The organism is Flavivirga spongiicola (genome assembly GCF_030540825.1).
Lineage (GTDB): Bacteria > Bacteroidota > Bacteroidia > Flavobacteriales > Flavobacteriaceae > Flavivirga > Flavivirga spongiicola.
This window is the reverse complement of the sequence record NZ_JAUOEO010000001.1, coordinates 3,254,625-3,279,556: the sequence shown is the minus strand read 5'-3', so window position 1 is coordinate 3,279,556 and position 24,932 is coordinate 3,254,625. Positions and strand designations below refer to the sequence as shown.

16 protein-coding genes are annotated in these 24,932 nt (G+C 33.0%); 6 read left to right on the top strand and 10 right to left on the bottom strand.

Going from position 1 to position 24,932, the window contains the following annotated elements; translation table 11 throughout:
* Positions 1-143 precede the first annotated feature (143 nt).
* Together Q4Q47_RS13140 and rpe are read left to right on the top strand one after the other, a co-directional pair.
* Positions 144-566 carry a BLUF domain-containing protein gene (locus Q4Q47_RS13140; protein ID WP_303307109.1) on the top strand — a complete coding sequence of 141 codons (423 nt, stop codon included), beginning with the start codon at positions 144-146 and terminating at the stop codon, positions 564-566.
* Positions 567-864: 298 nt separating this feature from the next.
* A complete protein-coding gene (gene rpe, locus Q4Q47_RS13135; RefSeq protein ID WP_303307108.1) occupies positions 865-1,527 on the top strand; it encodes a ribulose-phosphate 3-epimerase in 663 nt (220 codons plus the stop codon).
* Here the strand turns inward: rpe and Q4Q47_RS13130 are convergent.
* Positions 1,524-1,940 (bottom strand): CBS domain-containing protein, encoded by a 417-nt coding sequence (locus tag Q4Q47_RS13130; protein ID WP_303307107.1) that lies wholly within the window; start codon positions 1,938-1,940, stop codon positions 1,524-1,526. The genes rpe and Q4Q47_RS13130 overlap by 4 nt on opposite strands.
* 163 nt (positions 1,941-2,103) lie before the next feature.
* Here Q4Q47_RS13130 and Q4Q47_RS13125 point away from each other — a divergent pair, with 163 nt between their 5' ends.
* The 4 genes from Q4Q47_RS13125 (at position 2,104) to Q4Q47_RS13110 (ending at position 5,149) form a co-directional block, all read left to right on the top strand.
* Positions 2,104-2,664, top strand: coding sequence for a TetR/AcrR family transcriptional regulator (locus Q4Q47_RS13125; RefSeq protein WP_303307106.1), 561 nt, complete (start codon positions 2,104-2,106; stop codon positions 2,662-2,664).
* Between the two features lie 70 nt (positions 2,665-2,734).
* Complete coding sequence (locus Q4Q47_RS13120) at positions 2,735-3,142, top strand: nuclear transport factor 2 family protein (RefSeq protein ID WP_303307105.1); 408 nt, start codon at positions 2,735-2,737, stop codon at positions 3,140-3,142.
* Between the two features lie 137 nt (positions 3,143-3,279).
* Positions 3,280-4,317 carry an alpha/beta fold hydrolase gene (locus Q4Q47_RS13115; protein WP_303307104.1) on the top strand — a complete coding sequence of 346 codons (1,038 nt, stop codon included), beginning with the start codon at positions 3,280-3,282 and terminating at the stop codon, positions 4,315-4,317.
* A 223-nt stretch (positions 4,318-4,540) separates the two neighbouring features.
* Positions 4,541-5,149, top strand: a complete 609-nt coding sequence (locus tag Q4Q47_RS13110; protein WP_303307103.1) for a pyridoxamine 5'-phosphate oxidase family protein — start codon at positions 4,541-4,543, stop codon at positions 5,147-5,149.
* On the opposite strand, the gene Q4Q47_RS13105 is transcribed toward Q4Q47_RS13110, so the two are convergent.
* The 9 genes from Q4Q47_RS13105 to Q4Q47_RS13065 all read right to left on the bottom strand — a co-directional run bounded on the left by Q4Q47_RS13105 (position 5,136) and on the right by Q4Q47_RS13065 (position 24,317).
* Entirely contained in the window at positions 5,136-5,987 is an 852-nt protein-coding gene (locus Q4Q47_RS13105; protein ID WP_303307102.1) for a zinc-dependent peptidase, read from the bottom strand. The two genes, Q4Q47_RS13110 and Q4Q47_RS13105, sit on opposite strands and share 14 nt — an antisense overlap.
* 609 nt (positions 5,988-6,596) lie before the next feature.
* Positions 6,597-9,278 carry a LamG-like jellyroll fold domain-containing protein gene (locus Q4Q47_RS13100; protein WP_303307101.1) on the bottom strand — a complete coding sequence of 894 codons (2,682 nt, stop codon included), beginning with the start codon at positions 9,276-9,278 and terminating at the stop codon, positions 6,597-6,599.
* Positions 9,279-9,466: 188 nt separating this feature from the next.
* On the bottom strand, positions 9,467-11,920 hold the full coding sequence (locus Q4Q47_RS13095) for a hypothetical protein (RefSeq protein ID WP_303307100.1): 2,454 nt from the start codon (positions 11,918-11,920) through the stop codon (positions 9,467-9,469).
* Positions 11,921-12,007: 87 nt separating this feature from the next.
* Positions 12,008-13,609 carry an arylsulfatase gene (locus tag Q4Q47_RS13090; protein WP_303307099.1) on the bottom strand — a complete coding sequence of 534 codons (1,602 nt, stop codon included), beginning with the start codon at positions 13,607-13,609 and terminating at the stop codon, positions 12,008-12,010.
* Positions 13,610-13,612: 3 nt separating this feature from the next.
* Complete coding sequence (locus Q4Q47_RS13085; RefSeq protein ID WP_303307098.1) at positions 13,613-16,843, bottom strand: VCBS repeat-containing protein; 3,231 nt, start codon at positions 16,841-16,843, stop codon at positions 13,613-13,615.
* A 416-nt stretch (positions 16,844-17,259) separates the two neighbouring features.
* Positions 17,260-18,810, bottom strand: coding sequence for a RagB/SusD family nutrient uptake outer membrane protein (locus tag Q4Q47_RS13080; RefSeq protein WP_303307097.1), 1,551 nt, complete (start codon positions 18,808-18,810; stop codon positions 17,260-17,262).
* A gap of 19 nt (positions 18,811-18,829) precedes the next feature.
* Entirely contained in the window at positions 18,830-22,120 is a 3,291-nt protein-coding gene (locus Q4Q47_RS13075) for a SusC/RagA family TonB-linked outer membrane protein (protein ID WP_303307096.1), read from the bottom strand.
* 239 nt (positions 22,121-22,359) lie between these two features.
* On the bottom strand, positions 22,360-23,514 hold the full coding sequence (locus Q4Q47_RS13070) for a FecR family protein (protein WP_303307095.1): 1,155 nt from the start codon (positions 23,512-23,514) through the stop codon (positions 22,360-22,362).
* Positions 23,515-23,726: 212 nt separating this feature from the next.
* Entirely contained in the window at positions 23,727-24,317 is a 591-nt protein-coding gene (locus tag Q4Q47_RS13065; RefSeq protein ID WP_303307094.1) for an RNA polymerase sigma-70 factor, read from the bottom strand.
* Between the last annotated feature and the right edge of the window lie 615 nt (positions 24,318-24,932).

The window sequence follows — 24,932 nt, the reverse complement described above, 5'->3', positions numbered from 1 at the left end:
GGTTCGTTTTTTATTCTCCTTAGGGCTTGTTATCATTTTGAAGCCAATTGAAAAAAGTTTAAAACACTTCTTTACATAAATATTGATTTCCGATTAATCCATTATATTATTTTTTGTATTTTCGAGAAAACGAACTTTCTTAAATGCTAAAGACAATATGTTATATAAGTGATTCTTGCCAGGAAGAATCGTTAGATACGCTTAAAGCCTTATATTCAAAAGCGAAAAATAATAATTCTAAATATAACATAACTGGTATATTGATATACTCTAATTCTAATTTCTTACAGGTTCTTGAAGGTGATCAAACTAGTGTTGATGCTACTTTTAAAAGAATTAGCCTGGATAGAAGACACAGGAATATTTTTAAAGTTATTAATATTGATATTCAACAGCGCATTTTTGAAGACTATAATTTTGGGTTCACAATAGTTAATAATAACAATAAAGAGTTAGATAGTCTTTACGAGTATCTTGAATGGCTTAGAAAAGCTGATAATACACTGGCCAATAAAGTTGTCAACATGGTTGAAAATTTTATTGCACAAAAAACAGCTAAACATTAAGTAGTACCATTTCTATCATAAAATATGGCATATAATTCGTTTATTTTTCACTATTTCTGCATTATAAAAACATGTGATTAGCTCGATTAGGTATAAATCGTAGCTATACTTTGACTTTAGCTTGTCTTAATTAATTCGGCTGCGCTCAACATGAACTAAAGACAAAAGGCTGGCATAAGTTCTTATGATTGGTTTTTTACGCTTTGAACCAGCAAAAACTATTTCAAATTATTTATATAGCATTTTATAAAAGAACTGGTATAAAACAGTTATTTTTGCTGAACAAACAAAACATTAAATGAGTTCTAAACTAATTGCGCCATCAATTCTGGCAGCAGATTTTGCAAACCTTCAATGTGATATAGAAATGGTTAATACAAGTGATGCCGATTGGTTTCATATTGATATCATGGATGGTGTATTCGTACCTAATATTTCCTTTGGAATGCCTGTTTTACAAGCCATTACTAAACATGCAAAAAAAACCATAGATGTACATTTAATGATTGTTGATCCAGACAGGTATATTAAAACTTTTGCTGAATTAGGTAGTGATGTTCTTACGGTGCATTATGAAGCCTGTACGCATTTGCATCGTACCCTTCAAGCTATAAAAAATGAAGGTATGAAAGCGGGTGTTGCCCTAAACCCTCATACTAATATAAATGTTTTAGAAGACACCATAAACGATATCGATTTGGTGTGTATTATGAGTGTAAACCCTGGTTTTGGAGGTCAAAGTTTTATTGAAAACACTTACAATAAAGTCTCGCAGCTAAAAGAATTAATAACACGCAAAAGAGCTTCAACAATGATAGAAATTGATGGAGGTGTCACTAACAAAAATGCCAAAGCACTTGTTGATGCTGGTGCGGATGTATTAGTTGCTGGAAGTTATGTATTTAAAAGCAGTGACCAAATTAAAACAGTTAAAGACTTAAAAGGATTGGCTAATTCTTAATATTGCTTTAGCAAATAATTTATTAAATCTGTAGTTGTTACAATACCTACCAGAAGCGAGTCGTCAACAATTGGTAACGCATGAAACTCATTTTTAGCTAAAATTTCTGCTACTTCTTTTATAGTTGTATCACTTGAAACACTTACCAGGCTTTTTGTCATAACCTGTTCAATAGTAAACATATTATAAACAACCGTGTCTACACTGCCCTCATCATCTGTAGCATCAGCAAAGCTAATTCTGAGTAAATCTGTATAGCTTAACATACCAATTATGGATTCACCACTAACTACAGGAATATGCCTAATGTTATGTCTTTTAAAAAGCATTTCGGCTCTCTCTAAATTATCTGACCTCCTTAAAGCTATAATATTCCTGCTCATTATTTCTGAAACTGGAGTTCTTCTTCTCATCTTACTAGATTTTTAATTCTACATTAAAATTAAGCATGGAAATGAAAAGAAAGTATGATAAAAATCATGTCATCAATATAAAAAAACACAAAGCAACATGTTAAAGTTATGTTAATCACATACAGACTTGTCTGTTTTATTATTTTTAATCTACATTTGTACTATGAAAAGATTAGGAGTAAAAGAACGAATTATTGAAACAGCATCAGATTTGTTCTACCATAATGGATACAATCAAACGGGTATCAATCAAATTATTGCAGAGGCTGGAGTTGCTAAAGCAAGTATGTATCAACATTTTAGATCTAAAGAAGATATTGCAGTAGCTTATTTAGTAGGAAGGCATACCATTTGGATGGGAAAATTATTTGACTTTATATCAACAGAGCGTACTTCAAAAGGAAAAATAATTCGTTGTTTTGACTATTTAATAGACTGGTTGGGCGAAGTAGATTTTAGAGGTTGTGGATGGCAAAATATAATAACTGATTTACCAATCGATCATGACAAAATTAGAATACAAGCAATAAATCATAAAAACGAAGTAAGAAACTATATTCATGACATATTAAAAAGTGAAACTGAATATACAATAGAACAAGCTGAACAATTAGGAGATCAAATTCTAATACTAATTGAAGGTGCTATCATTTTATCTCAAATTCAAAAAAATAAATGGCCCATTCTAGCTGCCAAAAATGCATCCATTAGCCTATTAAAATAAAACAAAAGAATCAAAATATAATAATTATCAACATAAAAAACAGACTTGTCTGTATGTAAAAATTAGAGTTATGAAAAAATTAGTCCCCCCTTTTAGTAAAGAAACAGCAGAAGCAAAAGTACAAGCAGCAGAAGATGCTTGGAATAGTAAAGATCCATATAGAGTATCACTAGCCTACACTAAAAATTCAAAGTGGCGTAATAGAAATTTATTTTTTCAAGGTAGAGATGCTATTGAACAGTTTTTAAGTAGAAAATGGAAAAAAGAATCTTATTACAAATTAAAAAAACATTTATGGTGTTTTTCTGAAAATAGAATTTCTGTTCGTTTTGAATATGAATGGTTAAACGAAAAAACGCAACAATGGTATAGAACACATGGAAACGAACATTGGGAATTTGACGATGATGGATTAATGCGAATAAGAGATATGAGTGCCAACGATATAGAAATACTCGAAACCGAACGCAAATTATAAACTATAAAAAATTATGAGAACATTAAACAGTAACCAGATTACAAGTACCTTAAAAACATCAAAAATTAATATTTGGAACAGTAAAAGACGATACAGGTAAATGTATCATATCAAAAACAATAATAACACAAAACATTATGAAATCAAAGATTCACGAATACCAATTAAAAACAAATCATAGAACAATGAGTAAAACACAAATTTTAAAATCAGTATTAGGTTTAACCTTATTAGTAATTGTATCCTTTGGGGTATTATCTTTTAATAGCCTAAAGAATACCGAAATTAGTAATACCAATAAAGAGACCTCCTATCCAACATTACACAAAAACGTCACTATAAATGGGTTAAATATTTTTTATCGAGAAGCAGGAAACATTAATAAACCAACCATAATATTATTACACGGTTATCCTACATCTTCACATATGTTTCGCAATTTAATAACAGACCTGTCTGTTCAATATCATGTATTAGCTCCTGATTATCCTGGGTTTGGAAAAAGTGACCAACCTTTAATAAAAGATTTTGATTATACTTTTGGTAACATGTCTAAAATTGTAGAGGAATTTATAAATACACTTCAGGTAGAAAAATATAGCCTATACTTAATGGATTATGGTGCCCCTGTAGGTTTTAGAATTGCTGCAAAATACCCAAACCGTATAGAATCATTAATCATTCAAAATGGAAATGCTTATGAAGAGGGCCTACGTGAGTTCTGGAATCCTATTAAAAAATATTGGAATGATTATACTATTGAAAATGGAAAACCCCTTGAAGGCTTCCACTCTATTGATGGATTAAAATGGCAATACACACATGGGGTACAAGATGTATCGAAAATTAGCCCAGACAACTGGACTATAGATTTACAACATTTAACAAGACCAGAGAATAATGACATACAATTGGCTATGTTTTATGATTATAGAACCAATGTCCCATTATATCCGGAATGGCAACAATACCTTAGAGATCATCAACCACCAACACTCATAGTTTGGGGGAAAAATGATATCATATTTCCTGTCGAGGGCGCACATCCATACAAAAGAGATTTAAAAAACTTAGAAACTCACTTATTAGATACAGGCCATTTTGCACTTGAAGAAAAAGGTACAGAAATAGCGAATTACATACTGAATTTTCTAAATAAAAATAACATTAATTAGGCATTTACCTTATGTAATTAATTAAAAATCAAACTCTTGTCATTTCGACGATAGGAGAAATCACAAATAAAATAGATAAATACTATGAGATTCCTCCTCATGCTTCGTTCGGAATGACAGGGTTATAACAAAAATTTGATATAACAAATTAACATACAACTAAATATTAATCGAGTTAGGTTAATATAGAATAGACTAGTTTTAAATTTAGTAACAATTTACCATGAAATATACCAGCGATATTGCATTTACACCAGCTGTAAAAAAGCTTCAAGAAAAATTTGGGTCACGAAAAGGTTATGGACGTATGGAAACATCTGGAGGATGGCAACAAGAAATCAATCCGAATCTAGCCCACATACTACAGCATATGGATTCTTTTTATTTTGCTACCTCTAATAGTATCAATCAACCCTATATACAACACAGAGGTGGTCCTAAAGGTTTTCTAAAAGTATTAGATAATAAACGATTAGCTTTTGCCGATTTCTCCGGAAATAAACAATATATTTCAGTAGGGAACCTCAGCGAAAATAATAAAGCCTATATTTTCCTAATGGATTATGCGAACCAAACCAGAATTAAAATTTGGGGAACAGCAGAAATAGTTGAAAACGATATTGAGTTAATAAATTCTTTATCTGATGAAAATTATAATGCTAAATCTGAAAGAGCAATCATTTTTTCAGTAGTAGCTTGGGATGTAAATTGCAGACAACATATTCAACGGCGTTTTACAATCGAGCAAATTGAGGAAGTTACAAAACCTTTATATAATAAAATTAAAGCGTTAAAAGAAGAAATAAACAGCTTAAAAACTAATACCCCTTAACCTTGAAATTAAGCATTTGCTTAATTTTATTATAAACCTCAGGAAACTGAGATCTGAATTCTTGTGGTGTTTCTATAAAATTCTCAATAGTAACTGCTAAAAACTCAAACTGATTTGTAAAGGCATATTTTCTAAAGTAATCAGACGCTTTTAATTCATCGCGCAATGATTCATTTTCAGAGAATAAAGCAGATAATTCTTTAAAAGAATCATTAAAAATGATCGAACTCACATCTCGTTCTTTCATACTATTAATGTGAATAGCATGTGTAAGTTCATGGATCCCTAAATTTAAATTATCGCTTTCATTATCGAAACCTTTTACAAAATCTTCCCAAGATAATACCAAGGTTTTAAATCTAGGATTAAATTCCCCTTTATGGTATGCTTTATTTATATTAGAATAATAGTTACTTGGATATATAATAATCTTAGAAATAATCCCAATATAAAAATCACGAAAACCAAAAGTTAACATCACAGCAGTTGAAGCTATTAGAATTTTTATTTCATCATTAATTACAATCCCATCTCTACCTATAAAATCTTTATCTATTATAAAGGATGCTACCCGATGTTCAAAGTATTTTTTCTCTTTAGCGGTGAGCTTCTTATAGAAGGAAAATTGGTTCGTTAAAACAGATTTTTGATTTTTATTTAAACGTCTTAAACGAAAATAAAAATGGTTATATAACGGTTGTTTGTATTTAAGCACATAGCCCATTTCTATCATTCTCATAGCATAATTCAAAAGCATATATGCCAAAACTGCAAAAAGAATTCCCAGAATTATTTTACTACCTAAAGTGTATTTTTCTACAACTAGAATTATAAACATATGTTGCTTAACGCTTTTAATTAAAAAATAATATGCTTTGTATTAATTATTCGCGCAAAATAACTAATTAAAAACATAGCTAAGAAATAAAATACATTTATAATTAACCTATTATAAACCCAATATCTTAAACTTTTGGTAAAATAACAGCGGAATAAAAAAGTGACATCATATGAAAACAAAAAACCGCAGTTTCTATAACCTTTGGGATAATAGAATAAGCTGAATCTGTTCCAGTGACCGTGAAGGAGTTCCTTCCCTACCCCCAAAGCTCTGCTTTGAAAATAAAAAATGCAGACTAACAAATTCAAATTAACTTGATTTGACGCATGCATTTTCTATTTATTCGTGATCCACATAGACCTGACATCAAATCAAATATTAGAATTTTAAAAAATTTAAGCGAAAAATTATAATGAGGTTTATATATGAATTATAGTAAAATAAAGTGTCGGTAGATAGAATAAATTAAACTTATAGATATAGAAAAACAAAACTAACTGTTGTTGTTTTGCTATCAAAAAAGACACTATTTTCTCCATTTAGTTCTAATCGATCTTAAATTAGATGAAGAAAGTAGTGTCAAACTAGTAAAATTATTTCAGCTAGTTATTCATTTGCCAATATATTAATTTGAGTTTGATTTAAGGCAGAATCATAAATTTTCATATTATCAATCAATCCATTAAAATAACTCCCATTCTTAGCTTTATTGACGCCCAATAACAGTTCTCCAGTTTCCGATGTAACCGATAAACCTGTGTTTGCCGTACCTGCTGAACCGTCAACATAGATAGTAACACTTCCGCTACCGCTGTGAACTATGGCCAAATGGTGCCAGTTAGTATCATTAACTGCACTCGAACCTGTTGTAGTACTTTGCCCCAACCAAGAGGTTATTTGATTACTAGTGTTCAACAAAAAGTAGTTCCTACCGCTAGTACCTTCTTGTTGCAAAATCAATTGGCTTGACGAAGTGGTGTTAGCTCTTTTTACCCAAACCGAAGCGGTAAACGCCGTATTAGGGTTAATAACAAAGGGGAGGTCTACATAATCTCCTGTACCATCCAAAGAAAGCACATTGCCTCTAGTGGCATCATTTACACCAGCCGTAGCATTACCTACCAAAGTACCATTGTACGAACCAACATCACTATCGGCATTTACATCAAAACTCCATGATGCCAAAGGGTTTGGTAAACTTGTACTACTACAAGTTGTGCCACTATAAGCATCTTCCTTAAAGGCATATATGTCTCTGATTGACCATTTTTTAGTAGAAGTTCCTGTTTGGCGTATGGTAATAAACCGTCCCGATTGTGCAGTAGTGAAACATTCATCTGTTACCGCAGAACCCGTTCCAGAAGCAATCATGGTACCCCAGTTGGCTACATTTGTAGATGTCCAAGCTGTTTCTGAATTTGATAAATAGATTTCATAATTAGCAGCATATTGACCCTCGGTATCATTTTCCTGACTAGCGCTTGTATAGCCTGGTGCAATGATACGCAATTGTTTAAATGCTTGCTCGTACCCCATATCTACTTTAAACCACTGATTTTCAGAAGGACTCTGAGATTCTGCACTTCTCCAGTACCATATTCCTCCAACTCCATGAACCTTTACTGTACGGGCTGGCCAATAACCTCCTGTGGGTGTGCCATTACCTGTATCCGTAGAGCTCGCTTTTGTAAACCAAGATGATCTATCAATTTCTGTCCATTCATTAATAGTACCTGTATTATTTGGGCTTTCATATAGTCTTACATAATCTACTTCCATATCAATCTCTCCACTTGCTGCCGAGGGTATTGCATGAGCTGCTGCTGTTAGCATTATATATTTTGGTGTTGCAGAACTCGTATTTCCGTTAGGTGTCGCGTTTATTTTTACACCATCAAAATACATGGTAAACCCAGAGGTAGTCCAAAGCAGGCCTATGGTATGAAAAGGGTCATTTCCATTATTTAATTTGTTAATCCCTGATCCATAAGCTATATGACCAGAATTTCCTGTCCAGGGACCATCACCTTCATTATGGTGTAATACATAATCGTTACTACTTTGATAAGCCTCCAGAATATCCACTTCATGTCCCCAACCTGGCATCCCAGATTTTGTATAAGTAGATGAATGGTTGGATCGATTGTCTGCATCACCTAGACCATCTAACCAAAATGCTGGAATATACCCTCCCCCATTACTTCTATTTGTACCTCCAAATTTAATTCTAGCTTCTAAATAACCATAAGAATACGTAAATTTATGCGCTGTACTTATAGCACCCGACTTGGTTGGTACTGTTCGTTCATTTACTGTTCCATTTTCAGTTTTAGATTTCACTATCAAATTACCATTTGAAACACTTACCATATCGGAAAAATAACCAAAATTATCATTTGGATGGATAAAATCTCTTTTTTTACCCCTTAAATACGGACTCCAAACTGTATTGTCTAATGCTGTACCATTAAACTCATCAGACCATGTAAGTACATATCCTTGATTCTGCAAATCAGTAGGAAGACCTGAACCTGTTTCTGCTAAAAGTTGTATATCTGCTATAGAAAGTGCTTGATCGAATATTGCAAGATCATCAATAAGGCCATTAAAATAACTACCATTCTTAGTTTTATTAACTCCCAATAACAATTCTCCTGTTTCCGAAGTAATCGATAAACCTGTGTTTGCCGTACCTGCTGAACCGTCGACATAGATAGTAACACTTCCGCTACCATTGTGTACAATAGCTAAGTGGTGCCAGTTCGTATCATTAATCACACTTGAACCTGTTGTAGTACTTTGCCCCAACCAGGAGGTAATTTGATTGCTAGTGTTCAATATAAAGTAGTTCCTACCATTACTACCTTCTTGTTGTAAGATTAATTGGCTTGACGAAGTGGTGTTGGCTCTTTTGACCCAAACGGAAGCGGTAAACGCCGTATTAGGATTAATAACAAAGGGGAGGTCTACATAATCTCCAGAGCCGTCCAATGAAAGCACATTCCCTCTAGTAGCGTCATTTACACCAGCCGCAGCATTGCCCACCAAAGTACCGTTGTAAGAACCTACATCACTATTGGCATTTACATCAAAACTCCAACTTGCAATGGGTGCTACTGAAGTGCTAGCTAATGAGGCTGACGTCTTAGAAAAAAGCACATTTTCTTTGACTAAATCATCTAGTTTATCTTCCTGACATCCTAAAAGAAATAATAATGACAGGACAAAGAGCGTAACTAAACCTCTTAAAGTTCTAGCTTTATGTATTACATTTTTATATTTTTGCATTGTTTTATTTATAAAGTGAAACATTCTATATTGGGCACTTCCTTAGGTACAAACTAAGGAGTGCTTTTTTATTTGAACCTATTTTTGGAGGATCTTTATTCATTTTTTAATTCTATCATATTAATTTCTAATTTTTTAAGGTTATAATCTAGAATAAATTGACTTTGATGGTTTCATAAGCAAGGATATTATTTCATTTTTTCAAAAACTTCAAGTAAATCCGGGGTGCTTCCAACCCATCTCAACCCTGCCACGTCCGTATGATACTTAGGCGTCTTTCCGTTAAATTTAATATTGTACGTGTTTCTCAAGTTTACATGCAAGTGCTCAACCATTTGCTCAGTGGGTGTTATGTTTAAAGTGCCATTATCGGCTACTTGTAGTTCACAGTTATAAGTTTCAAACGAGCCATCCTTATTTTCAACAACATATGCATTTGTTAAAGCTATTTCTTCTATACATTTAAATACTTCGTGAACAAAATTATCTATACCCCATTTTTCTCTCCATGTAGGGTTAGGTCTTTTATGCCAGCCACTTATCATATCTATATATTGTTCTCCAATAAGAATATTTTGTCTTTTCGCTATTCCGGACCCTAAAGGGGACTCTAGATATTGTTGGGTTTCGATATACGGATCAGGAACAAAGCAAAATCGAAGTTTTCCGGTATCTATATTTATAAGTTGTGCTCCAGTTCCTAATGAGTTCATGGTTTGTTTAAAGTACTCCGTTTCTCCTGTTAAAAGATATAGATACCATGTTCCATAAGTTTTCCACAATGACCACCCAGATGGAGAGTTCATCATATTGTGCATCATATTTACTGTGTATTGTGCTTCCCAAAAACGTAGGGTTGCTCCGTTCATTCTAGAGTCCGGTATTACCATTTGTGTTAAACATTGATGGCTTTTATCCAACTCAACAGCACGTTCAATATATTTTTTACGTTTGTTAGCATCACTTTCTCTAAGTGCTCCCATAGCCAATTGAGTTACCGAACACGATATCATACCATCTTCAAAGGTTTGTTGTCCCTCTGTTTGTACATTACTTCCTCTGTGTTCCAAATCATCAATAGCACGTTGAACAGATTCTAAATGACGATTATACTTCTCTTTCCATAGTTCATTTTTTAACGCAAGTTTACGTTCCTGTGTTACAACTTCCATAATAGATTTAGCTATATAAATTACAGATGTATAATGAACACCATGCCCGAAATTATAATATGCCCCATCTTCTTTCTGCGCTTTTTCTATTAAAAAGTCCACCATATTCACTGCTAACTCCAAATCACGTTCGTCTCCAGTTACTTGGTATCTATCTGCCAGAATACCAGCCATAGTTGCAGAGTTTTGAATTCTAGATTTCAACTCGCGCAATTCCTTGTTTTCACTATCGTATAGTTTTGGAAATAACTCTTGAAATACTTTTTCTGCTTGCTGATCTTCAATTGAATCTGGTAGATGTTTTCTAGCTAAAAAATACGTGTAAAACGGATAAAATGATTCTGCATGATGTGTATACGTTGGTAATACTCTTAAAGCTTCAGACCTGGCTTGTCTTAAATACCAAGACCAATCTTTTCTAACATATAGTTTAGCTTCTGAAATTTTACCAGCCTTATTCGTACTTATAACTGTGTATGTACCTTCTCCTCCATTTGGTATAAAATTAACGCTGTAAGTATTTGTAATTATTTCTTTTTCTGGTTTCAAGTGATATACGGTATTATTAGGGCCTATTACTTTAACTTTTATTGCTGTTGTTGAAACAATTTTTCCTTTAAAGGTTTGTTCTTTTGAAAGGGTATAGTCTTCAAATTTAATAATAGGTGCCTTGGTATTTATAGCAGCGACTCTATTAATTTCTTGCAGGCTTTTAGCTTCTTCAAAATATAAATTAACATGTATAGATTTTCCCGGAGCAATTCCTGTTAATTGTTGCGGATGACGATTTGGAAGAGGTAATTGATGCAATAAACTAAGCGAAGAAGTATATATTCTATGTGCTCCCACTTGCAAAGTTTCTTCTTTAACTACATTATTAATCTGTTTTTCTTTTACCGTATATGATCTTGTCTCATATTCATTATTCCAAGATGCAATAGGGTTAGAAGAGGTTACTGTTAAAATCTTTCCTTTTGGTGTCATAAAATAGGCCCAAAAATGTGTTTTTTCAGAACGTAATAGAGTTGGAGAAAATACATGATCCCATTCTGGATATGATTGCATATACGTATCAATTCCTAAATAAATATCTTCACTTTTAGGTTGGTAAAAGGACTCTCCTTTGTTGATAATATCCATTTTAACTTTTAGTTTTTTTCCTTCTGAAATGTACTGTAATCTATAAATGATAGCTTCTTTATGTCCTTCAAAAATTAGCTCTTTAGAATTGATACATTCCAATGGAATATTCTTGAAAACGGGCCCTGAGTATTTGTCTTTTCTAAAAGGCATCAATGTTCTATTCTTTCCTTCGCCTGAGTAAAAGTCTAAAATAGTTCCATTTTCACTCAATTTAATTTCCCATCCTTCGCCAGAAAGGTTGTAAGATTGTTTTAAGGAGTTTTGTGCCACAGACACATTAATAATACTCAACAAAAGACCTATAACCCAAATTCTATAAATTTTCATTCTTTTTCTTTTAATATGTGTTTTAATTTTATAATCTTATAAATACTTTTAGAGACAAAAGATTTCTTCTAACAGTAGCATTGTAAATTATTTAATCTCTCCTTTAATTTCTTCCATTTTAGCTAATTTTTTCTCACCCAATTGCTCAAATTTAAAGCGATCATTAACGGCCTCTACATGAGCCTCTTTTAATAAGGCTTCCATTTCTTTTATAACTTCGGGATGTTGAGATGCTACATTTTCAGTTTCATTGTCTACATTTAAATTATAAAGTTCTAGAACCGCACTTCCATCGTTTATATCCTTTCTTATAGCTTTCCAATCCCCTTTACGTATTGCTTGTTGTCCGCCATAATTTGTAAACTCCCAATATAAATATTTATGCTCTTTTTGCTGTTTCTTTCCTAATAAAGAGGGTAATAAACTAATACCATCTATAGTTTCTATTTTTTTATTCTTATTACCCACTATTTCAGCAAGTGTAGGGAATATATCCCATTGGGCGGAAATATGGTCGTTTACTGTACCTGGCTTTATTCTATCTGGCCAACTGGCAATCATGGGCACTCTAATCCCTCCTTCATACACAAAGCATTTCCCTTTTCCGTTTTCACTGGAAAACGGCCGTGCACTATCAAAGAAATTAGAATCGGAACCCCCGTTAAATGTAGGCCCATTATCACTTGAGAATATAATCAATGTGTTATCATATAATCCTAATTCTTTAAGTCTAGAGACCAATTGACCTACTTGGTCATCAAGATAAGTAACCATAGCCGCATAGGTAGCTCTTGGGTATTGATTTGGAAAATAATTTCCTCCTCCTGTATAGGGGAGCTCTTCTCCAAATTCTTTTCGATACTTGTCTACATATTCTTTGGGTGCTTGAAGAGGTACATGGGTAAGTGGGGACGCAAAATATAGGAAAAACGGATTTTCTTTATTTTCATCCATAAATCCTAAAGCTTCATCTAACATCAGAGTTGGAGCATATTCTTTTTGGGAAAATCTGGCATAACTTTCTTCCTTATTGGGATCTGCTCCTTCTTCTAAGCTAGAATGAGAGGGAACCAGTTCATTGTTCAACCAAATCTTTTCTTCGTTTTTCCATAGATGTTTTGGATATAGATTATGTGCTTGTCGTTGACAGTTATATCCATAAAAAAAATCAAAACCCTGTTTGGTAGCAACGCCTCCTGTATTCGGAGCTCCTAATCCCCATTTCCCTACCAATGCTGTTTTATAGCCTGCATTCTGAAGCATTTTACCAATCGTGTATGTACTATCTGGAATAGGGCGCTGTCCTTCCAGACCAGTATCGTGAACTGCCTTCTCATAATCCCAAACGTCGCCTCGTTGTGTCCACTCATCATTTCCTCTTATATATCCATGTCCAGTATGTAAACCTGTCAACAGGCTATACCTTGAAGGTGCACAAACTGGAGAGCCTGAATAATGCTGGGTAAATTTTACACCATGCTTCGCTAAAGCATCAATATTGGGTGTATGTATTTTGGTTTGCCCATAGCATCCCAATTCGCCATAGCCTAAATCGTCTGCTAGAATATAAACGATATTGGGGTTTTGTTCGCTTACAGGTTCTTTTTTTATTGTTGTTTTTTCCTTGCATGATATCAAGGTTAATAATATGACTATACTATAGGTCAATGTTTTCTTTAAATGGTTCATGTATTATTTTAATTTATGTGCTGAAAATAGTCTCAGGGTATCGTTATTACTACTTGCCAAAAAGCCAAACGCCTCTTGTGTACCAAGCTTTATTGGCTTTATATCTTTTATGTTATAGGGTAATGAAATACCACTGCTAGGATAAAATTCGAAATGTGGTAATGTATCTCTCTTTTTATGTTGTAATAGAAAACCTATAGATGCATCTGCCCGGGTTGTTTCTATTTCTACATCAAAATTATTGCCTCCTCCAATAACATCCATATATCCATCCGCATCAAAATCATAGACAGCAATTCCATTAAGGGTAGACAACTGAGCTTCTGCTGGAAGGGTTTGCGCCATGAATTCACCATTTTTATTCAAAAAAAGCACACTGTTGAACATATAGGCTTCAAGGTGTTTACGCGTAGAATTAAATGGCGCATTAATTACCTGAAAGATATCGGCATTGGCAAATTCGGCATAGGTTTTAAATCTTTTCGATATACTGGGCAATTGTTCGGTGGCACAATCTTTACCGCGTACAGGCACCTGCCTGTTTTTATCATATTTGGCAAGAAATATATCAATAGTATTGTTACGATCATAATCCCCTGCATAAATATGGAATGGTTTTTCTTGCGATGCCTTATATTTATAGTTCTCACCTAAATTCCCTGCTATAATATCAATATCACCATCATTATCTATATCTGTTGACACCAAGGTATTCCACCATCCATTGGTTTTTTCAGGTATGTATTTATTTGAAACATTCCGCATTTCAGTACCATCATAGCTAAACACATGTATAGGTGCCCATTCACCAGCCACCACCAGTTCTTCTGCCCCATCATTTTCAATATCTATGACCAAAGCTGTATTAACCAAACCTAGCTCTTTAAAATCAGTCGCCTTAGGGAAAAAGACATTTTCAAAAGAACCATTAGTATTTTCCAATAATGCACTGTTTTCACTAAAAGGATAGGCTCCCGGAATAGCGTGTCCCCCTACAAAAAGATCTTTATCTCCATCCTGATCATAATCTAAAGGAGTTACACAGCTTCCCACAAAATCCATTCTTGGTAAGGTTCCTTTTGAAAAGCCCCCTTTGCCATCATTTATATACAAACGATCTTGATACAATTCTTTTCTCATCTCAAATTCGTAACCACCGCTAACTATATATAAGTCCACATCACCATCATTATCGGCATCAAAAAATGCTGAGCCCATGTCTTCATATTCTTTATCTTTGAATAATGCCTTTGAATAAACGGGAATAAATTCTCCTTTTATATTTTGTATGTAAACAGTTCCTGGCTGCCCTTTTGGCCCTCCTACGAAAAAATCATCGAGTTTATCATTATTAACATCCCCTATAGAAATAAAGGGGCCTTTATGTGATAATTTATGGGGCAGCAACGGCTGTATAGTATAATCATCAAATTCATTCTCGATATGGATGAAAGGTTTCTTGAAACGTTGAGCCGTCTGATCTTCAAAAATAGTTTTTATCTCCTTTTCTTTGGTAATTGATTCTATAGCATCTGAATATGCAATGGTAATTCTTTGATTGGCTTTGATATCCCTCAAGGTAGTGACCTTACCATCTGTCCATTGTACTTTTAAAGAATCAACCCTTTGTATATCACCAAGACCAAAATGAGCCAATGGCTCTACTGAAGAAAGAAAGCCTCTGGTTGTTTTCATTTCAAAAAACTGAAGTGCGTCTCCAATAAAAAGGGAGATTTTAGCACCTAATCCTGTTTTATTTTTTTTTGGCCCGTTTAAACTTATTTGAATGAATTTATTCGTATTATTTTGGTTGTTGCGATAAACATGTGCCTCATCATCTATATTGTTGATAACCAGATCAAGATCCCCATCATTATCTAAATCGGCAGTAGCTGCTCCATTTGACAAAGAGGGTTTCTCTATTCCCCACGGCTCATTAACACTTTTAAATTTAAGCCCGTTCGTGTTTTTGAATATACGATTAGGAAGTTTATTGGAACCATATAGGTTAATTATATCTTTGGCAATGGCATTGGTTAACTCTTGCTGGGTTTTATACTTTTTTTTATTGGCGTTTACCAATTGTATCATTTTGGGTTTTACGTCTCGATCATAGACATCTCTTTTTATCCCATTGGCTACAAAAACATCACGATAGCCATCATTGTCAAAATCTTCCATAAGACATGCCCAGCTCCAATCTGTTTTATCTAGTGTTGCATACTCAGCGATATCACTAAGATGTTTTCCTTGATGATTCAACTGAAGGGTGTTGTGCATATACTGTCTATGAAACCCCTTGTCTAATAAATATTGGTACCCGGCCCTGTTCATAGGTGCCATTGTAGTCTTTGAGCGTTTGTAGTCTGATGGCAACATTTCACTGACCAGAACATCTTCATAACCGTCATTGTTTATATCGGCTATATCAACGCCCATAGCATAGAAAGAATTATGCTGTGTAAATTTTTTAATACTCTCGGTTACTGTTCCATCTCCATTATTCAAATAAAGGTAATCGTTTTCGGCGAAGTCGTTAGTAACATAGATATCCGTATAGCCATCTTTATTTATATCTGCAGTAACGACACCCAGCCCATAGCCATAATTGGATTTGAGGCCTGCTTGTTTGCCAATTTCAGTAAAATTTCCATTGGCATTTATATACAATTTATCTCGATGTACATCTCGAGATAGTTCTTTTTGATTAAGGTAAGCATCTATTGGTATAAAGAAGGACGAAGGTCTGTTTGTTAGGTACAGATCGAGATCATTGTCATTATCAAAATCAAAAAATGCGGCTTGGGTAGAATACCCATCATCATCTAAGCCATATTTTGATGCCTGTTCTGTAAAACCAAGATTCCCATTATTTATAAACAATAGGTTTTTTCTATCTTTTGGAGCATCATTCCATCCTCCTCGGCAAATATAAATATCGAGGTAGCCATCATGATTTATGTCTACCATAGACACTCCATTTCGCCAACCTTGACTTTTATTTATCCCAGATTTTTTACTGATATCCTCAAATTCAAGATGCCCCTTATTTAAGTATAATTTATCAGCAACTTGATTACCGGTAAAATAGATATCGGGAAGATTATCGTTATTAATATCCCCTATAGCTACCCCGCCTCCATTATAGGCGTAATTAAAAACATCTATGAAATTTTGTGCATTTTCTTGAATCTCATTTGTAAAATGAATTCCTGTACTTTGCGAATCCAGCAATGTGAATTGTTTTTTCGTATTAGAAAGTTTACTCTTAGAATTTTTATCATTGGATATACAACTAAACAGAACCCCAAAAAGCAAAAACAAAATAATATGTAACTGCAATCTTTTATAATATTCGAAAGTTAAGTTAGAGACCAACATTTATAAATAAGATGTTTTTAATTATATATTTAATAAAAATTACCTGCAAAGAATAATTAAAAGGATATCCTAAATATTCTTTTACATGCAATCATGTTTTTTTAAACTTTGAGTTAATTATTCTGAAGTACTTATTAATAACTAACAGCTTACAAAAAATTATGCTTGTTGTTTTCCAACTGAAACAAAATAAACTTGCAGGGAGATGTTTCCCCGCAAGTTCTTAAAAAAACTAACTCAAAAAAAAACTTTCATTTGAACAATAGTAATTAATTATATCCTGGATTATTAGGCGCCAAATTGGGGTTTTTAACAATCTCTTCTTCTGGTATCCTAAATAATACGTGGTGCGATTTAATATTGGTTGCTGCTGTAGGATTAGACCCAGAGGCAAACTGAACAGCTGCATTTAATGCATCAAACCCCCAGTGAATTAAATACCATTTTCTTAAACCTTCTCCGCCAAGTTCGAATCTGTTCTCATCAATTATAGCCTGGCTAAATGCCTCTTTAGAAAGCGCTGCTGGTACATCATGAGCATTATCACCAAAGGCACGTCTTCTAATTTCATTAATTGATGCATATGCTGCTGCAGTTGGTCCATTAATTTCGTTTTCTGCTTCTGCTGCTATTAAATACATTTCACCTAATCGTGTAACAGGAATATCTCTACTACCGTTATTTGGTGTTTCATCGAATGCTAAAAATTTCCTATTGTAATACCCTCCACTACCAGAGCTTCCTCCAGTCATTGTGATTGTGGTACCATCTGTTAGCATAAAATCATGCCACCATAATGCTTTACGAGTATCACCAGCCTCATAGCTATCATAATTCTCTGCGATGGTCTGGTAAATGCCCCAACCTTGAAAGAGTCCGCCTATACCACCTGCCTGTAGTACTTCTTCACCATCAGGTCTTATTGCAGCTATACCATTACTAAAATCTACTAAAACGGCCTCATCAAAACCACGTGCTGATGAGAACGAATGCACATTAGATCCTTTTATGTCCGTTAGCTTTGGAATAACATGTATTAGTTCGCTGTTAAACTTGTTATTAAAATCGAAAAGATCTTCAACGCTCGGGATTAATGAATGACCCGAGTTTAAAATAACATCATTAGCAGTACTCAAAGCATTTTGCCAATCATTTCCAAATAGATAAACTCTGGCAAGTAATGCCTTTGCTGCCCATGTTGTAACTCTTCCTAAATTTCCAGCATCACGTGTTGGGGGTAAGGAATTTGCCGCATCAGTTAAGTCTTGAATTATTTGAGCACGTACTTCTTCAAGAGGTGTACGCCCCAAGGTTTCTACTTCGTCTAAATTTAATTCGTTTAACCACATCGGTACATCACCCCATAATAAAGTGAGTTTAAAGTAATAATATGCTCTTAAATATTTGGCTTCACCTACAACCTCATCTTTAAAACCTTGTGTGAAGTTATCAGATTCTGAAACTCTTTGCACAACTGTATTTGCTGCCCCAATAGCCTGGTAGTGATCTCTATATAAGGTAGTAAATCGACCGTCTGGAGTATCCATTTCATAAAACTGTCCCGTATTAAATCGACCTATAGATCTGGTAACCCCTATGTCCGTACCTAAATCTCCTATTAGTAACCAAAAATTATCATTTATATTTTCATTATGCAAGAAATTATACACTCCAAACAGTGCTGCTTCAACCTCTTGTTCAGTATTAAAAAATTGTGATGGCGCAATGAATCCTGTTGGTTCCTCTTTTAAAATATCAGTACTACATCCCGTAATAAATGATGCAAATAATAATATGATTATTAAATTATTTATTTTCATAACTTCTATGTTCTTTAAATTAAAATGTTGCTCTAAGTCCTAATGTAAAAGATCTGCTTTGCGGATAAACATTACTATCGAAGCCTCTACGTGTAGCGCTAGTACCTGCACTGTTTACATCTGGTGTAAAACCATCATACTTAGTAAGGGTAAATAAATTAGTTCCCGTAGCGTAAACTGCTAAACTTTTAAGAATCTTACTTTCAAGCGGAATATCATATTGCAGGTTAAGAGTTTTTAACCTTAAATAAGAACCATCAGATACTACCAAATCACTCTGCTGTGCATAACTGTCAAAAAAATTGGTAAAATTACTTCCTGCTCTCGGAATATTTGAGCCAGTATTCTGCGGTGTCCAACGGTTTCTATATTTACCATACACATTGGTAGTAAACCCAGTGTTAAATTCCCTACCGGCCAAGTCATAAATATCATTTCCTTGACTAAAGTCAAAAAACATAGTTAGAGTAAAATCTTTATAAGTAAATATATTGTTTATTCCTCCATAAAAATCGGGAATAGCATTACCAATTATTTGACCATCTTCCACATTTATTATCCCATTATCATCTAAATCTTCAAACTTAGGATCTCCTGGTAAATGTCCTGCTATTCCAGCATCGCCATCTTGCCATACACCTAAATATTTGGCTCCAAAAAATGTACCTACAGATTCACCAACAATAAGCCTTGATCCTGTCCCATTTCCTAAAAAGTCTTTTCCTGCTAAATTGGTGACTTTGTTCTTATTTGAAGCAAGGGTAAGTGTAGATTGCCAATTAAAGTTTTCGTTACGAATTATTCTTGCATTTATATTAAACTCAATCCCTTTATTTTCAAGTGACCCAACATTCTCCAAACGTGATCCAAATCCTGTTTGAAAAGGCAACTCTCTACCAAGTAATAAGTCTGTGGTTTCTTTACTATAATAATCTATCTCTACATTAAGTCCTCTATTAAAAAAGCTAGCTTCTAAACCTATATTATATTGATCTGTAACTTCCCATCCTAATGATGAATTGGCTGAACCTCCAGGGATAAATGTGGTGACTTCATTCCCACCAATAAGTGTTGAACCAGACTGTAAGCTAGCTAAAGTTGCATAAGGATTAATGGACTGACTTCCAGACTTACCATAAGACACTCTTAATTTTAGGTTATCAAAAACATCTAAATCTTTTATAAAAGCCTCGTCAGATAATCTCCAACCTATGGCTACTGATGGGAAGAATTGCCATTGATTCCCCTCAGCTAATCTTGAAGATCCATCATTTCTTCCGGATAAGGTCAATAAATATTTTCCTTTATAGGAATAGTTAACCCTAAAAAGAGCCGAAAGCAAAGTCCAACTACTTTCGTTAGAATTTATAGAGTGTTGAGCCTGATCACCATTTTCTAAAGCGTTAAACAAACTCACATCATTAGAGAAGCCACGGGTTCCTGCATTTAGCCCTTCAAATTTAAAATTCTGATAGGTGTATCCTGCTAAAACATTTATATTATGGTCATCGTTAAATGTATGATCGTAATTTAATGTATTTTCATTTTGAATAGTTGTAGAAAAACCTGTATTTACACTTGCAATACCTCCTGTATTATTAAAAGCATTGGAAGGCAAATCTATAGAACTATAGGTATTATTTTTAGTTGTATATAAATCAAAACCGAAAGTTGATTTAAATGTTAATCCCTTTAAAAGGTTTACCTGAGCATAAATATTTCCAAGTATTCTATTTCCAGTGGTTTCATTTAATGTCAATTTTTCTAATGCTAGAGGATTGTTGAAAGGAAATCCATTCAATTGGTTCTCACTAAAAAAGCTTCCATCGTCATTGTATACTGGAGCTGTTGGCAATATGCCATAACCAGATGCGTTACGATTATCTCTATTTGTACGTGCCGCCGTTAGGGATGCCCCAATTTTAAATGCGTTGCCTAAGTGTTGATCAATATTAAATCGTAATTGATACCTTTTAAATCCAGAGCCAATTATAATCCCTTCGTCATTCAAATAATTTAAGCCTAGATAATAATTAGAAGTCTCTGTTCCATTGGTGACACTTAGATTATTGTTATGAACAACTCCAGTTGTAAACATTATGTCTTGCCAATTAGTATCTGCAATATCGTTGAGATCAGAAAATGGAACATTTGCAGGATCTACCCCATTATAAATAGCATATTCATTTCTAAATTCTGCATATTCTCTACCACTAAGTAAATCCAATTTTTTTACAGGGTTACTAATTGTTATGTTGGTATCATAAGTCACTTGAGGCACAGAATTTAGTTTTCCTCTTTTAGTGGTAATCAATACCACCCCGTTGGATCCCCTAGAACCATAAATGGCTGTAGAACTAGCATCTTTTAGAACTTCGATAGATTTAATATCTGCAGGGTTTATGGTGTTTAAGTCTCCTCCGCCAATAAACCCATCTACAACATATAGAGGTTCGTTGCCCGCGTTAATAGAATTTCCTCCACGTATTCTAATCGTAGTGCCTGATCCTGGTGCTCCTCCTATTGAAGATACTTGAACTCCCGAAAGCCTACCTTGTAATGCTTGGTCTATTCTAGTTACCTGCTGTTTTTGTATTTCTTCTTCTTTAATAGTTCCTACAGCTCCTGTAAGATCACTTTTTTTAACAGTTCCGTACCCAACAACGACAACCTCATCCAAACTTGCAGCATCTTCTTTCAAGACTACAGTTATGTTGGTTTGATTACCAATAGTAACCTCTTGTCTTTCAAAACCTAAATAAGACACTACAAGTATAGCATTGTCATTCGTTATTTTTAAAGAAAAATTACCGTCAAAATTGGATTGCGTACCATTTTTTGTTCCTTTTTCAAGAATATTAGCTCCTGGAAGTGGTTGCCCATTACCATCAATAACAACACCCGATACTTGAATGCCTTGCTCCTTAATGATGCTTTGCTTTCTTCTTTCTTTTACAACAACTGTATTATTAGAAGAAAGTACAACATTGAAATTGCCACTTGACAAACTCTTTTGTAATAATTTATTTGCTGATACGATTCCCTTTTTTACTTTTACTCTTGGGAAATCTTTAAATATCCCTTCTTGATAAATGAATTTATAGTCTGTTTGTTCCATAATTAGATCAAAGACTTCATCTACTGTTAAAGTATTATCTATATCTATTTTTATTTTAGTGTTTTGTGATAACACGTCACTTGGCGTAAAGCCAAAGGCTGTTATACAGCATAAGAAAACAAAGGTTCTCATAATAATTAGTAGTAGTTTCTTTCTAAAATAGAGAGATTTATTTTTTAATTTAATTTCCATAAATTTGTTTTGTTATTAGTTAGTTAAACATTTAATTAATTAGTGACTACAAAGGGGATAAAGTCTAATACTTTCCACGGTCTAAACTCTGTTCCCTTTACTTTTTTTTTAGAGTTGTTGTTATTTCATATAGTTCTTGGTGTTTATTATTAAACTTTATTTTCTATAGTTCATGCATTGTGCAAGTTGGCCATTTCATAAAAAATGTTAAGACATTTTCAATCTGTAACCTTTCCGTCCTACTTTAAAATTATTGTCTTGTCTTTAATTTTATAGTCTTTAATTATACTTAAAGTTTTTATTGCTGATAAAATTTCTTCAATGTTTTGATCTTTTCCTAAGACTCCTTTAAATCTAATATCTTCAAGTTCTTTATTTACAAAAACCACATCTATATCATACCATCTAGATATTACTTTCATTATATTTTTTAATGGTTTTTCTTTAAAAATGAAAACACCGTTTTTCCAAGAAATCTCAGTGTTTATATCTACTACTGCTACTGATAATTTATTATTTATAACATCAACGTTTGACTGCTGATTTGGAACCAATAATTGTTTATCTATTGATGTGTTAACTTCTATTTTCCCTTCAACTAAAGTGGTATAGACATTAGTCTCATCTTTATATGCTTTTATATTGAACTCGGTTCCGAATACTTCTATTTCTTGAGATTGGTTAAATACTTTGAATTTTGACCCTTTGTGTTCTGAACTAGATGACACATCAAAATATGCTTCTCCATATACTAATTCAACATTACGAGTTTCTCCATCAATAAAACTCACGGGGAATTTTAATTGCGATTCTGAATTAAGCCACACCTTAGTACCATCCGATAGTTTTACAAAAAACTGACCACCTCGTGGAATGGTTAGATAATTATATACAACCTCTTTTGCATTTTGTTTCGCTACTTCATAAATAATTTCCTCTCCATTACTGCTGGCATTTTGTGTTTGAAAAGATGAACCTTTCCCTAAAGCTACTTGAGAACCATCTTCTAAGGTAAGTGTAGCCTTGTCTGTACCAGGTACTATAATATTAGTATTTACTATTGTTGGAGTTGTGTTTTCTATATCATTATTTACAAATTTATCTCTAATAAAATAGCTGGTAGCTAGGATACCTATAAGAACTGCCGCTGCTACATATTTTAAATAAGGTCTGAACAGGTTTCCTTTTTTCTTCTGGGCTTTATTAATTTGAGATTCTATTCTTGACCATGATTCTATTTTGAACACGTTTTCTTTTCCCATTTTTAACTCAGTCCAAATATTATTTTTATCTTGATAGGAATCTAAAAATGCTTCTAATAACTGAATTTCTTCAATAGAACATTCATCATTAATGTATTTAGTAAAAAGCTTTTTTGCTTGTTTTATATTCATTATTTTTTGTAATAAACGTTTTAATAAATTTTGGGTAGATAATAGTAAGTAACAAAACTTACTACTTGGTACACGTTAAAAACAGTTTTTTTATAAAAAAAACATCAAAGCACATAAAACCCTGTACTTATCCTTTTTAATGTGAACTAGTGAATTTTGAATATTTTCATATTATAGACCTATACTATATCAAATAACAAATAGCACGTTTATTAAATAAAATGGTCTTGATTTGATGAGATACAAATGAAATAAAAAAGGTGTTCTTCATCTTGAAGGTCTTTCTTTATAAATTTTAATGCTTTTGAGATTTGATTTTTAACGGCTTGCATTGAGATTTTTAAATCTTCAGAGATTTCTTTATTCGATTTATATTGATATCTACTTAATTCGAAAATCTCTTTACAGCGTTTAGGCAATTTATTAACTGAATCATGTATAGCTTTTTTAAGTTCATCGTACTCCATTTTTTTGGAAGTATTAACCGATAAATCAACAATATTCAGTCTTGTAATATCTTCTTTTGTAAACTTTTGATCTCTAAAATAATTAAATATCTGGTATTTTACTGCTCTAAATAAATAGGCTTTGATATTAATTATTTTCGCCTCTTTTCGTTTTGACCAAAAATCAATAAAGATATTTTGGATGATGTCTTCACAGGCTTCTTTGTTTTTTATAACATTAAAAGCGTACAAAAACATTTTACTAGCGTACATTTCATGTAGTTCCTTAAATGCCTTTGAATTACCAAGTGCAATCTGCTCAAGAAGTTCTTTATCGCTATAAGACCTTAATATCATTAAAGAGAATATAAAAAAGTTTTAATTGTAGCATTTATTACAAAACAATATTAAGTAAATTTTATTAATATCTTTTGTTTATGGTAGTCTTTTGTAATCTGTTATCGAAATGTACTTAACGTTTTGCTTAAAATCAAGATATTTTGTTATTATTTACTAGCGATTTAGACTAACGGATTCTATTTAATATAGTATAATCTAAATTTGTATTTGCTTTTTCCAATATTTTATTTTTTTTACTAAACTTCTCTCATAATACTTTCATATCGCCTCTTACTTTTCTTTCTATTATTATAGTGACATAGATTTTAGCAACAATTTTTTTAAGCTCGAATAATTTTGGAGCAGCTTTTAAAGAAAAATATAGGCAACTGATAATACCCTAAACAACACAGTCAATATAAAAACTCCGATCTTCAAAGTAGGATAAATTTTGACCATGACAATAAAAAAAATCATACTGCTTTTCAGGCACTTACATTTTTAAAGTTTTTTATTATCATCTAAAAATAGATCCAAAATATTACAGATGCAACAGGACCAATTGCTATCATATTTAATGTACTCCTAAAAACCTGAAAACCATGCAATTCATAAGAATTACATGGTTTTGCT